The organism is Enterococcus sp. AMC1251 (assembly GCF_058216535.1).
Window position 1 is genome coordinate 1,749,057 of sequence record NZ_CM177098.1, and the last position, 12,587, is coordinate 1,761,643.

12 protein-coding genes are annotated in these 12,587 nt (G+C 34.6%); 1 reads left to right on the plus strand and 11 read right to left on the minus strand.

From position 1 onward, the window contains the following. Nucleotides 1-371: 371 nt before the first annotated feature. Both tkt and AC4BBR_RS08165 read right to left on the minus strand, forming a co-directional pair. Entirely contained in the window at nt 372-2,366 is a 1,995-nt protein-coding gene (tkt, locus tag AC4BBR_RS08160; protein WP_490462038.1) for a transketolase, read from the minus strand. A gap of 98 nt (nt 2,367-2,464) precedes the next feature. After that, complete coding sequence (locus tag AC4BBR_RS08165) at nt 2,465-2,707, minus strand: DUF896 family protein (protein ID WP_490462039.1); 243 nt, start codon at nt 2,705-2,707, stop codon at nt 2,465-2,467. A gap of 298 nt (nt 2,708-3,005) precedes the next feature. Between AC4BBR_RS08165 and lexA the strand changes: the two genes are divergently transcribed. Further along, nucleotides 3,006-3,635, plus strand: a complete 630-nt coding sequence (gene lexA, locus AC4BBR_RS08170; protein WP_490462040.1) for a transcriptional repressor LexA — start codon at nt 3,006-3,008, stop codon at nt 3,633-3,635. Nucleotides 3,636-3,693: 58 nt separating this feature from the next. On the opposite strand, the gene AC4BBR_RS08175 is transcribed toward lexA, so the two are convergent. The 9 genes from AC4BBR_RS08175 to AC4BBR_RS08215 form a co-directional block, all read right to left on the minus strand. After that, the gene (locus AC4BBR_RS08175) at nt 3,694-4,194 is read right to left on the minus strand and encodes a dihydrofolate reductase (RefSeq protein WP_490462041.1); all 501 of its coding nucleotides are present in this window, start codon (nt 4,192-4,194) and stop codon (nt 3,694-3,696) included. Between the two features lie 18 nt (nt 4,195-4,212). Beyond that, on the minus strand, nt 4,213-5,160 hold the full coding sequence (locus tag AC4BBR_RS08180) for a thymidylate synthase (RefSeq protein ID WP_490462042.1): 948 nt from the start codon (nt 5,158-5,160) through the stop codon (nt 4,213-4,215). 12 nt (nt 5,161-5,172) lie between these two features. Next, nucleotides 5,173-7,059, minus strand: a complete 1,887-nt coding sequence (locus AC4BBR_RS08185) for an ABC-F family ATP-binding cassette domain-containing protein (protein WP_490462043.1) — start codon at nt 7,057-7,059, stop codon at nt 5,173-5,175. A 55-nt stretch (nt 7,060-7,114) separates the two neighbouring features. After that, nucleotides 7,115-9,178: a cation:proton antiporter gene (locus AC4BBR_RS08190; RefSeq protein ID WP_490462044.1), complete on the minus strand. Its 2,064-nt coding sequence runs from the start codon at nt 9,176-9,178 to the stop codon at nt 7,115-7,117. Nucleotides 9,179-9,197: 19 nt separating this feature from the next. Next, the gene (locus tag AC4BBR_RS08195; protein ID WP_490462045.1) at nt 9,198-9,476 is read right to left on the minus strand and encodes a hypothetical protein; all 279 of its coding nucleotides are present in this window, start codon (nt 9,474-9,476) and stop codon (nt 9,198-9,200) included. A 158-nt stretch (nt 9,477-9,634) separates the two neighbouring features. Further along, nucleotides 9,635-10,117, minus strand: coding sequence for a hypothetical protein (locus AC4BBR_RS08200; RefSeq protein ID WP_490462046.1), 483 nt, complete (start codon nt 10,115-10,117; stop codon nt 9,635-9,637). 29 nt (nt 10,118-10,146) lie between these two features. Beyond that, a complete protein-coding gene (locus tag AC4BBR_RS08205) occupies nt 10,147-10,338 on the minus strand; it encodes a hypothetical protein (protein ID WP_069644689.1) in 192 nt (63 codons plus the stop codon). A 416-nt stretch (nt 10,339-10,754) separates the two neighbouring features. After that, on the minus strand, nt 10,755-11,978 hold the full coding sequence (locus AC4BBR_RS08210; protein WP_490462047.1) for an ATP-grasp domain-containing protein: 1,224 nt from the start codon (nt 11,976-11,978) through the stop codon (nt 10,755-10,757). 17 nt (nt 11,979-11,995) lie between these two features. After that, nucleotides 11,996-12,562, minus strand: coding sequence for an anthranilate synthase component II (locus AC4BBR_RS08215; protein WP_490459098.1), 567 nt, complete (start codon nt 12,560-12,562; stop codon nt 11,996-11,998). Nucleotides 12,563-12,587 lie beyond the last annotated feature (25 nt).

Below are 12,587 nucleotides of genomic sequence, written 5' to 3' on the forward strand. Positions count from 1 at the left end.
CCCGGATACTTTTTTATAAACAATTAATTACCCTTGAGATTTAAAATTTTAAACCAAGTGTAATCCAGCTGAAATCTTTGTTTTATTGTTCTTTTCAATATTTGTTTTATCTGGTTGACGTGGTGTAAGTTATTAAAACACATTTCTGGCTATGAATACCGTTGTTCCAAGTTTATTAGTTTTTTTTTAATAAATAACAAAATATTACAATCATTACAGAACATTACGGAAAATAACTCAAATAGTTTGAGTCGATCAAAAATTCATGAATAGGGTTTTGGAAAGCACCCTGTTACAGCGAAATAGAAACCAGTCTAAAATAACTCGAAAAGTTATTTTAGACTGGTTTCTATTTTTAAATCACTTCTATTTTATAAATTATTGTATTTTGAAATAACATTATCAACAGTAAATCCAAATTCTTTTAAGACTAAATCTCCGGGAGCGGAAGCACCGAAGCGATCAATCGTTACAGTTGTGCCAGCAGTTCCGACATAACGTTCCCAACCAAAAGGTGAAGCCGCTTCGATCGCAACTCGTTTCGTTACATCTTTAGGTAAAATAGAGTCTTTATAATCAGCTGTTTGTTTTTCAAACAAATCAAAACTTGGCATCGAAACAACGGAAACATCTTTCCCTTGTTCATCTAATGCTTTTTGAGCTTCAATAGCTAAATTTACTTCTGAACCTGTTGCAATCAAGATCCCTTCTGGTTTTTCACCTTTTTGTTTAGAAATCACATAGGCACCTTTTTGAACAAGTTCACCTGCGTTTTCTTTCGTACCTTCAATAACAGGTAAGTTTTGACGGCTTAGAACTAAAACAGTTGGAGCATCTTTTGTTGTCATTGCAATTTTCCATGCAGCAACGGTTTCGTTACCATCAGCTGGACGAATCACTTGTACACCTGGCATGCAACGGATACTTGCTAATTGTTCGACAGGCTCATGAGTTGGTCCATCTTCTCCAACAGCCACAGAATCATGTGTCAATACATACGTTACAGGTGTATTTTGAATTGCTGCTAAGCGTACTGCAGGACGTAAATAATCTGTAAACACAAAGAATGTTCCACCATAAACACGGCTACCTCCGTGTAACTGAATTCCATTCATAGCAGCAGCCATTGCAAATTCACGCACACCAAACCAAATATTGCGACCTTCATATTGACCAGGCTCAAAATCTTTTTCTGCTGCTACCATTGTATTGTTTGAAGCAGACAAGTCAGCAGAACCGCCCCAGAAACCAGGTACAGCTTTAGAAATTGCTTGAATTGTTTCTTTGCTTGTAACGCGGCTAGCTGCACTTGAACCTACTTCATATGTTGGTAATTCACGATCCCAATTTTCAGGAAGTTCATCAGCAAAAGCTTGTTTAAATTGTTTCGCTAATTCAGGATGTTCTTTTTTGTAGTTTTCAAACATAGCATTCCACGTATCTTCTGCTTTTCCGCCTTTTTCCACCATTGTTTCTTTAAAGCGTGCAGCAACTTCTTCTGGAACAGTAAAATCAGGGTACTCCCAACCATAAACGGCTTTAGCTACAGCGATACCATCGGCTCCGATTGGTGCACCATGAACAGACGATGTACCTTCTTTTGGTGCGCCGTAGCCGATAACGGTTTTGACTTCGATCAATGTCGGTTTGTCTGATTCCGCTTTTGCTGATTCAATTGCTTTAGAAATCTCTTCTAAATCATTGCCATCTTTTACTAGGATATGTTGCCAACCATAAGCTTCATAACGAGTGCCAACGTTTTCTGTGAACGCTTTTGATGTTGGGCCATCTAAAGAGATATCATTTGAATCGTATAACACGATCAATTTGCCTAATTTCATGTGTCCAGCCATAGAACTTGCTTCCTGAGAAACCCCTTCCATCAAGTCACCATCACCGCATAATGCATAGGTATAATGATCAATTACTGAAAAACTATCTCGATTATAGGTTGCGGCAGTATGAGCCTCGGCCATCGCCATACCAACAGCCATCGCAATTCCTTGACCCAAAGGCCCTGTCGTTGCTTCAACACCATCTGTGTGATGCACTTCTGGATGTCCAGGCGTTTTACTATCCCATTGACGGAAGCTTTTTAGATCATCCATTGTTACACCGTAACCTGCTAAGTGAAGCAAGCTATAAAGCATTGCTGAACCGTGACCAGCAGAAAGAATGAAACGGTCTCTATCTACCCAATTTGTTGACGTTTTTGGGTTTACTTTCAAGTGTTTTGTCCAAAGTGCATATGCCATAGGTGCTGCACCCATTGGTAGTCCAGGATGGCCTGAATTTGCTTTTTGAACTGCTTCGATACTCAATGTACGAATCGTATTGACGCCTAACTGATCAGTGTTGTCGAACAAAAAAATCATCTCCTATTTAGGTTTTTTTTACCTTTATTATCTATATCTTATCGTATTTCGTTTATGAAAGCAATTACTTTTAGTAAAAACAACTAAAATTATTTTCGATTATGTAATCCTCTAGCTTTTTGGATATTTTTCAGCTTCTCTGGTGTTACGTCATTTCCTTTAGGGTCTACTACCTTCATACCTTCGATATGATGACGCATGCCACCTCTAAAAGCAGCTAAATATTCTTGGCGAAGTACTGATTGTTCTGCTTTTTCTTTCTCAGTTAATTCACTTTCTTTCGCTTTTTTGGCAAGTTCATTGATACGGTTCATTTTTTCAGATGATAACATACTTCTGCCTCCTTATTTTAAAAGGTTGAACAAGCTGATTCAACCTTTTCTTTCAGAACAAGCCTAAGTGGCTAGACAAGTTTACTTTCCAAGTCTATCTTATAAGAAGAGCGCAAAAAATACAACTATATTCTTATCAAAAATATGAAATGACTTTGTTCATGTATAGAAATTATCATTATTTATGTCGGTCATTTTTTACAAAGATTTTAACATAAATACTTTTTTCAAAAAACACGAACGCTTGTTTGATTCCTGTATAAAACTATGGTACACTGAAATTATAAATTGAAAGAAGGTGCGGGTTTTGGTGAAACGTACAGACACAAGACAAATCGAAGTATTAAAATATATATATGAACAAGTTGAGCTCAAAGGCTATCCACCAACTGTAAGAGAAATTGGAAAAGCCGTAGACCTATCTTCAACATCTACTGTTCACGGACACCTAGCTCGATTAGAAAAAAAAGGGCTGATTTTACGTGATCCTACGAAGCCAAGAGCGATTGAATTGACCCCAGATGGTCTTGAAAAAATTGGTGTAAAACCGACAGTTATCCCCATGCTTGGTGTTGTTACAGCTGGTGAGCCTATCTTAGCTGTAGAAGAAGCCTCTGACTTTTTCCCTCTTCCGCCTGATTTGGTAGCAGAAGAAAATGCGTTATTCATGCTGACTATCAGAGGTGAAAGTATGATCAACGCTGGTATTTTAGATGGTGATCAAGTGATCGTTCGCAAACAAAGCGCTGCATCAAATGGTGATATCGTTATTGCGATGACAGATGAAGATGAAGCAACATGTAAACGATTCTTTAAAGAAACAGATCATATTCGTTTACAACCAGAGAATGATGCATTAGACCCAATTATTTTAAATAATGTAAGTATATTAGGAAAAGTTGTTGGGTTATATCGCAATCATATCTAGATAACAAAAAAAACATACTAACGACAGTATGTTTTTTTGTTATCTAGACAACCTTTACTTAATCCACAGCTACTTTGCGCTGATATGTCTCAAATTGATGTGCATAGCTATTTTTTTCGTCCTGTTCACCTTCGCTTAGATTGATCAATGTCCAATCATCCCAAACAATAGCAGGAAATTTCGTATCTCCATCAAATAAATGATGGATAACTGTACGGTACAATACATCGCAATACGGTAAAAAATCTTCGTATATTGCTGAACCGCCCGCAATAAATGTAATACCTGAGAACGTATTTGCGTACTCAAGAACTTCACTCACACTATGAAATACAACAACTCCGTCAGCAGAATATTTTTTATCCTTAGTTAGAACAATCGTTTGACGATTTGGTAATGGACGGCTTCCCATCCCCTCAAAAGTTTTTCTCCCCATGATAATGGTATTGTTTTCAGTCATTTGTTTAAAAAATTTCAAATCATTTGGTAAATGCCATGGTAATTGATTTTCTTTACCAATTATTCCTTGCTCATCTTGAGCCCATATGGCTGCTAACATCAGGAAACTCCTTTCAATTTAAACGGCAATCGGTGCCTTAATTGCTGGATGCGGATCATATCCTTCGATAAGGATATCTTCCAGTTCAAAATCAAATACTGATTTTTTTTCTTGATTTAATTTTAGTTTAGGAAACGAGCGAATTTCTCGAGTAAGTTGTTCATTCATCTGATCGATATGATTTGTATATAAATGAGCATCCCCCAAAGTGTGAATAAAATCGCCTACTTCTAAATCAGTTTCATGAGCAATTAAATGTGTTAACAATGCATAACTAGCAATATTAAAAGGAACGCCAAGAAAAACGTCACCACTTCGTTGATATAACTGACAGCTCAATTTACCATCATTCACATAAAATTGAAACATTGTATGACACGGCGGTAAAGCCATAGAAGGAATATCTTCTGGATTCCAAGCTGACACGATTAGGCGTCTTGAATCAGGTGTTTTTTTGATCATTTCAATAACATTTTTAAGTTGATCGATAAAACCGCCATTTTTGGTCTCCCAATGACGCCACTGCGCACCGTAAATATTTCCTAATTCCCCATATTTTGCAGCAAACTCATCATCCAATAAAAGTTTATCACAAAATGCTTTGTGTTCTTTTTCATAATCTCCCTTGAATATTTCATCCACAAGAACTCGACGTCCAAAATCAGTCATATCACGACCTTGGTAATCATCACTTTTAATATAACGTTCAAAAGCCCACTCATCCCAAATATGATTATTATGTTGTAAGAGATAACGAATATTTGTATCGCCATTTAAAAACCATAAAAGTTCACTTTTAATTAAGCCAAACGGTACTCGCTTAGTTGTTAACAAAGGAAAGCCTTCAGATAAATCAAAACGCATTTGGTGACCAAAGATACTTTTTGTACCTGTTCCAGTACGATCTTCTTTTAAGTGACCTTCCTTTAAAAGTTTGCGACCTAATGCTAAATATGCTTCTTCCATAGTTACTGCCTCCTAATTTTCTACAAACTCACTTAAATATGCCCAACGCTCCATTTTTTCTTCAAGTTCCTGTTCGATCGTTGATAAGCTAGACTGAAGTTGTTGTAGTTTTGTAAAATCATTCCCTTGGTGATTCATCTCTTCAGCAAGATGCGCTGCACGTTCTTCTAGATGCGCTATGTCATTTTCAATGGTTTCCCATTCTTTTTGCTCCATGTAGGTCAGTTTTGTTTTTTCTTTCTTTTCGATTTCTTTTGCCGTTGTCAATTCAGGCTTGATCGATTTTTTCGATTGTTCTTTATTTACAATTAGATAGTCACTCATTGAACCATAGTAAGTCGCGATGTTCCCTTCACCTTGAAAAACTAGCAATTTATCCATCGTCTTATCAAGAAAATAACGATCATGAGAAACGGCAACCACAGCACCTTTGAATGTCTGGATATAATCTTCTAAAATCGTTAGAGTATCAATATCCAGATCATTTGTTGGCTCATCCAATAATAACACATTTGGTTGACCAATTAATAGTTTTAACAAATACAATCGTCGTTTTTCTCCACCAGAAAGTTTACCGATTACTGATCCATGCATAAAGCGGGGAAATAGAAAGCGTTCCAATAGTTCTGCAACACCAATGTTTGTTCCATCTGTTCGCTGTACTAGCTCAGCTGCATCCTGTAAGTAAGAAATCATGCGTTGGTTTGGATCCATCGTTTCATTTTGTTGTGTATAATAAGCCAAATTTACGGTTTCACCGATTGAGTACAAACCACTATCCAAAGCTAAACGACCGGCAAGAATATTTAATAACGTTGATTTTCCAGCACCGTTTTTCCCGGTAATGCCAATCCGATCTTTTGCTTGAATAAGCAGATCAAATTCTTTAAGAATTGTTTTATGTTCGATTTGATAGTGTCCCTTTCTAATTTCTAATACTTTTTTCCCTAGCCTTTGTGTGGCTACATCAATTTCCAGATGTCCCTTTTGATTAACTTGATGGAGGTTATCTTTAAGGTCGTGGAAGCGATCTTGTCTAGCTTGTTGTTTTGTGCCACGTGCTTTTACACCAGCACGCATCCATTCCAATTCCTGTTTATAAAGTTGTTTTCTTTTTTCTTCTTGTTCAACCCCAACACGTTCTCGTTCTGCTTTAGCAATGATATATGCTTCATAATTACCTTTATATTCGTATACTTTTCCAAAAGATAACTCAAATATTCGATTCGTCACCCGATCTAAAAAATAACGATCATGGGTTACCATCAAAATTGCACCACGGTATCCGTTTAAAAAACTCTCCAACCAGCTGATTGCTTCATAATCTAGATGGTTCGTTGGCTCATCCAATAGCAATAAATCTGGTGATTCAATCAACACTTGAGCAAGACTGACACGCTTCTTTTGTCCACCTGATAATTCACCGATTTTTTTATGTAGTGTCTCAATACCTAGTTTTTGTAAAATAATTTTGGCATCAGTGTCCGCAGTCCAAGCATCTTCTTTGTTCATACGTTCTTCTGCTTGCGCGTATTGTTTTTGAGCTGTTTCACTAAGACCATCATCAGCTAACGCAAGTAAGGCTAATTCATAATTTTTCACCGCTTGAATAATTGGTGTTTCGCCTTGAAAGACTGCTTCTACAACCGTTAACTCAGGATCAAACTCTTGATCCTGAGAGAGATAACCGATTTGATAATCATTTGGTTGTTGAATTGCGTCAATATCACCATCACCACTATCCTTACCTGCTAGGATAGTCAACAGACTTGTTTTTCCGGTTCCGTTTGTACCAATCAAACCGATTCGGTCTTTATCATGAATATGAAAAGAAATATGATCAAATAATGTTTTCTCTCCATATGTTTTAGTTAATTCATTTACTTTTAATTCATTCATAGCCTCACACTCTTTTCATCCTAATTATTGTAACAAAAATAAGTAAAAAAAGAAGCTAGTCTTCCCCATCTGCTTCTTTTTCTAATTTTCTTGTCAATTTTTTTAATGGAATGGTACCTGAAATATCATTGATCGAATAAGATTCTAAAAGATTAACATTTTTTCGATATTCATTTGCTTCAAAAGAAGAAATTAATTCAGAGAGTTCATATTCATCAATCACTCTTCGTTCTTCTTGATAACCGATTAAAAGTTCCTTGACGTAATCAGATTGAGAGCGAACGATAAATGAATCAATGAATGTACCGTCTTCTAATCTGTGAGCAAGTTGTAAACGTCCTTCGATAAAAAACTGAATAATTTCTTCATCGTAAACTCCTTTAAGATTATCTAAACTCTTCAAAATAACTTCTGTATTTTGTAAAAAGACTTGGCGAACATTTTCTAATTCTTCTTTTTGATATTCCCGTCTGTTTTCTTCATCTTTTTTAGAGATTAGTAGCTTGGGGTGAATAAAGAATGCAATAATTTGGCGGACAAAAAGCAACCAGAAACCGATAATAGACAAAAGCTGTCTAGCAATAGAACGTTCCATTCTAGAAATTAATCGTTCATAAAGTCGATACCCTTCAATACCAATTTCTTTTTGACGAAAACTTTCTTCTAGACCATCCCGCTCAATCGAAACAATTAGCGCTCTTAGTTCCTGAACCTCTTGCCGTTGATCTGATGGCAACTGTTCTGTATACAATTCTTTGACGCGATCCTGATAGTTTTCAATCACAACGTTCATTTCAACATGAGGATCATCGTGATTTATCTTTTTAAGTCGTTCAATAACATCTTGGAGTAAGATGATACCTTGCGCATTGTTACTTTCTACCTCATCTGATTCTGTTAAAAATGGTAGCACAAGAATACCGCCCATCAATGTAACCAATATAACGCAAGCTGTTATAAATAACAATAATGATCGCTCTGGAAAGTCTTGACCATTTATAGTTAGAGGTAAAATAAAAATTGTTGCCAAGCTTACAGTTCCTTTAACCCCTCCAAATGTGAGTATAAGCATTTCGTTCATTGATGCCCAAATACTCTTAAAACCATTTTTCACACTGTAAATTAACACAATAGAGAAAAAACGCGCAACAAATAAGGTAACACTTAAAATTAAAATAACAACCATTAAGAAGCTATTAGAATACATTTCGCTATTCCAAATTGGTGAAAAAACTTGAGATAACTCAATCCCTAAGAAAAGAAAGACGAGTGCGTTCAACGTAAACGTAATCGTTCCCCAAGTGCTTTCTGATACACTTGAGAGTTCGGCTTCGAATAATGATATTTTTTTGAAACTAGCCGCTTGCATCACTCCTGCCACGACTGCAGCAATAATTCCAGAAACGTGGAAAAGTTCAGCAACCATATATGCTAAAAAAGGTAATAACAGCTCTAACAATAAATAGCCGGTTACATCTCTTGCTGAAGCTTTTTCCAAAATCATTACGACTTGTCGTTTGATGCTTACTAAAACAACGCCCACAATAGCGCCTCCGATACTAGAAACAATTAAGGTAATTCCAGCATCTGTTGCTGAAAAACTTCCCGTCAATAATGCTGCGAGTGCAAATTGAAAAGCAGTAACACCAGAAGCATCATTAATCAATCCCTCGCCTTCTAAAATATGCATCGCTTTAGAAGGTATTTGTATTTTTCCAGATAAAGAACCTACAGCTACTGCATCTGTAGGTCCAAGTGCTGCACCTAAAGCAAAACAAGCTGCGATTGGCAAAGCAGGAATAACCATATGTAAAGCCCAACCAACACTTACGAGTGTGATCAAAACGCCAATAAACGCTAAAAATAAAATGACACTAAAATTTTTCATGGTCGCAGAAATATCGTTCCGTTCCCCTTCGCGGAATAACAAAGGAGCAATAATCATCACTAAAAATATTTCTGGTTCAAAGGTTATCTCACGCCCCATATCTGTTAATCCAATTAAAACACCAACAATTATTTGAACAATAGGCAAAGGAATAATTGGAACGATTCGATTAAAGACATTTGAGAATGTGATCGCTAAAACAAAAACAATAATTAAATAAACAAACGCCATCTCGTATCCCCCTTAATAATTATTGAATGAGTTGTTTCTCTAAAAATCGTAATAATTTTTCTTTTTTACAGGTAATTTTTTTTTCTATTAGTCCAAGTTCTTTTTTTCTGTCGCATAGTTCTAATTGTGCTCGACGTGCTTCTAAACGAAGTAACTCAGACTTGATCAATTCAATTTTTTTGTAGTTTAAAAAATTTCTTTTCTTTATATGACGTTCCCACTCAGCTTTTTTTTCTGGCGGTAGCTTTTCATATTTTTCACGTAATTCAGCAATTCGTTGCTCTATTTCTTTGTTCACAACAATACTTCCTTTCAGAATTTCTTTGCATAGTATAGCAAACTGTTAAAGAAATACCTACTAAAATTAACTATTCTTTTGAAATTTTTTTTATTAAAAGATATAGCACTTAAATTTCAATAAAAATAACAAAGAGCAAGCAGTGTCTCTTTGAACATTTAGTTATCTTCATCTACTAAAATACTAATTTCAGTTTCTTCATTTAATCGATCAGAAAGAAATGCAAGTAATTCTTCTAATGGGATAGAAAATTTCATCATTGGACCCCGTCGCCCATTTTTAAAGTAATTTAATCGAATTTCCTTTTTCTTAACCAACAAAGCCATTTTTTCAACATCCTTAAACATGACTCCATTCTTATCAAAGGGACCTAAAATGAGGCGATCATCTGCAAGACCTTTTGTATCCAATAAGAAACTCAAAACGAGCAAAGTCGAGAGAAAGCCACGAATTTTTTGATCTGCGGTTTGTTCAATAGTTAGAGTAAGTAATAAAATAAGTAGACTACATCCAATCACTAAAACATATATAAGGTTTTTTTTAATACTTCTGATCTGAATGCTTTTTCTTACCAAAGTCAAATAAACATACATGATTACAACAAAAATTACGAGTAGCACTGTAAAAAAATCTATAACCAAAATGGGCTCCTTTTATAACTGAATAATAGTTACTCTTTTTTATTTAATTCTGTTAATTGCTGATTGATTTTTTTTATTTTATCTTTGCAAGCTAATATATCCCGAATCATCTGATCTCTCTTGTCACCAAGCGGCAAACGATTGACAACTTGATAATATGCAGCGAGTAATTGAACTTGTTTCATTTTTTCTTTTTGTAAACGTTCTTCAGTTAAATTCATCCACTCGCCCTCCCTTTTCTTTAAGTATACCTTACTTTTAAAGGAAAATGACTATTGAATCGTTATTTTTAATCGATAATCAATAAAAAAAGTATGATTTGTTTGTTATTGTACCATACTATTTTTTTTAATTGAACTATACGTATGTGTTTACTCTTTTTGCTTTTTTCATGCGTTATATCTATAGAAATTTTTTTTTGCTTTTTTTGAAATATTTACTTCACTTATGTTTCCAGTCCAAGTGAATAATTCTTCATGAATCTAACAGATATTTTTCTTTGAACAAATAATAATTGATGAAAGAAAACTCAAAAGCGCCCTAATCTAGAGCGCTTTTGAGTTGCCTTTCATCTTGTTTTAGGACTTATTAGGCTAATGATCATGAGGCTATATTTGATTCACAAAAATAGTCTCTATCACTCTACAATAAACTTTACTTGGTTTAATAAATCATTTGTTCTGTTTAAAATGAAATCATAATTTCTATTTGATAGTATAAAGTAGCCCAATCTATCCCAGGTAGATTCAGGAAACTTCACTTGGTCGCCAACTTGTTTAGTCACGCTAAATGTTAATAAATTTTCTTTTTCATTTTTGAGAAAGTCTAGATTAGTAATTTTGGAGAGCGTTCCGGTATCTTCTGAATAGAAAAATTGTATGATAGTATACTTTTCAAAATAATCATTGACTTGAACTTCTAGACCGAGCATTAATTTAATATATTCTTGCCTGAAATTAAAATTGTATGATGCACTTATGCCATTTGCTATAAAATCTCCAGGCATTCTTGCAGCACACTCAATCAATACTGGACCCGTTCTACCTACTTTCCACTCAGCGTGAAGAACAGTCGTTTTTATACAAGCTCTTTTAATAATTTTTTTAATTTGATTATGAACTTTTTTAGTGATTTCTGACTCAATGATAGCGGGAATATGGTGGGCAATTTCAATTTGTTCTCTATTTTTAACGCCTTCCTTGTGCGTGATGTTAGAAAAAATGATTTGTCCATCTTTTACCAAGTATTCAGAACTAATTTCATAGCCTGTCAAATATTCCTCGGCTATATATTCCCATTCTATCCTTTCTTCTGAGATGGTTTTTTCATTTTTAGTACTTGTTGCTAGTTTAAATGCTTCTGGTATTTGATTTTGATGTGAAATGATGCTTATTCCTAATGAGGCCTGTCTGTTACTCGGTTTTAAAATAATTTTTCTTTCAGAAAAGAATTCATATAAATCCTCAATGGACTTAATATTCATAAATTTTGGATGATTTATATTTATTTTTTCACTATATTCTCTTAAATTATTTTTATTAGTAAAGATTTTAGCGCCAATTTTTCCAACAGCAGGTAATTCAAAATATTCTGCAAGTTCATTCGCTGCTTGAACACTATACTCAAATCCTGGAATAACACCATCTATTTTTGTATTACCGATATATGATAACGCTTCTTCCAAGAAACTTGAATTGTTCATATATTCCAATTCAATCACGCTTTTTATTAAGTCGTTTTCGTAATGATCAAGCTTATTTAACACGTTTTTACTTTCAATTATTATAACGGACTTTACTTCTTTAATATTCGTTATTTCTTCAAGAAACGCTTTATTTCTTCCTATAAGAATCAAATTCATTGTTCGACCTCCTCTATCTATTTTGAAACAAAATTCTTTATTATTTCAAACCCTTGATTTGTGAGTATAGATTCTGGATGAAACTGAATTCCCTCAATATCATAACTTTTATGCCTAATCCCCATGATTAGATTATCTTGTGTTTGTGCAGTGATATCTAATTCGGTTTCTGGAAACTGTTCCTTATCAACAATTAACGAATGATATCTTCCGACTTGAAGCGTTCCACTTAGACCATTAAAGACCCCCTTGTTGTCATGTTCAACTTGTGCTGATTTCCCATGACATACATAAGGGGCATAGGTTACCTTTGCACCAAAATATTCAGCAATAATTTGATGACCTAAACAAACACCTAATATAGGGATATTCCCTTTGTAATTATCAATAACTTTCATAGTCTCGTTATAATCTTTTGGTGATTTTGGTCCAGGTGAAAGTATGATCTTACTTATTTTTTTTGTTTGAATATCATCCGAATTAATTTTATTATAATTAATAGTATGGACGTCAGATGTCAATTGCAAAACATATTGAACTAAATTATAAGTAAAAGAATCATAGTGATCAACAACTAATATCATTTGTTTTCTCCTCATTATCGTTAGT

What these genes read in the sequence shown, in the direction of transcription:
- AC4BBR_RS08175 (WP_490462041.1), bottom strand. Translation starts at nt 4,194, where the DNA reads ATGTTAGCAGCCATATGGGCTCAAGATGAGCAAGGAATAATTGGTAAA.
- AC4BBR_RS08210 (WP_490462047.1), bottom strand. Translation starts at nt 11,978, where the DNA reads ATGAATTTGATTCTTATAGGAAGAAATAAAGCGTTTCTTGAAGAAATA.
- AC4BBR_RS08215 (WP_490459098.1), bottom strand. Translation starts at nt 12,562, where the DNA reads ATGATATTAGTTGTTGATCACTATGATTCTTTTACTTATAATTTAGTT.
- AC4BBR_RS08190 (WP_490462044.1), bottom strand. Translation starts at nt 9,178, where the DNA reads ATGGCGTTTGTTTATTTAATTATTGTTTTTGTTTTAGCGATCACATTC.
- AC4BBR_RS08185 (WP_490462043.1), bottom strand. Translation starts at nt 7,059, where the DNA reads ATGAATGAATTAAAAGTAAATGAATTAACTAAAACATATGGAGAGAAA.
- AC4BBR_RS08205 (WP_069644689.1), bottom strand. Translation starts at nt 10,338, where the DNA reads ATGAATTTAACTGAAGAACGTTTACAAAAAGAAAAAATGAAACAAGTT.
- AC4BBR_RS08180 (WP_490462042.1), bottom strand. Translation starts at nt 5,160, where the DNA reads ATGGAAGAAGCATATTTAGCATTAGGTCGCAAACTTTTAAAGGAAGGT.
- AC4BBR_RS08165 (WP_490462039.1), bottom strand. Translation starts at nt 2,707, where the DNA reads ATGTTATCATCTGAAAAAATGAACCGTATCAATGAACTTGCCAAAAAA.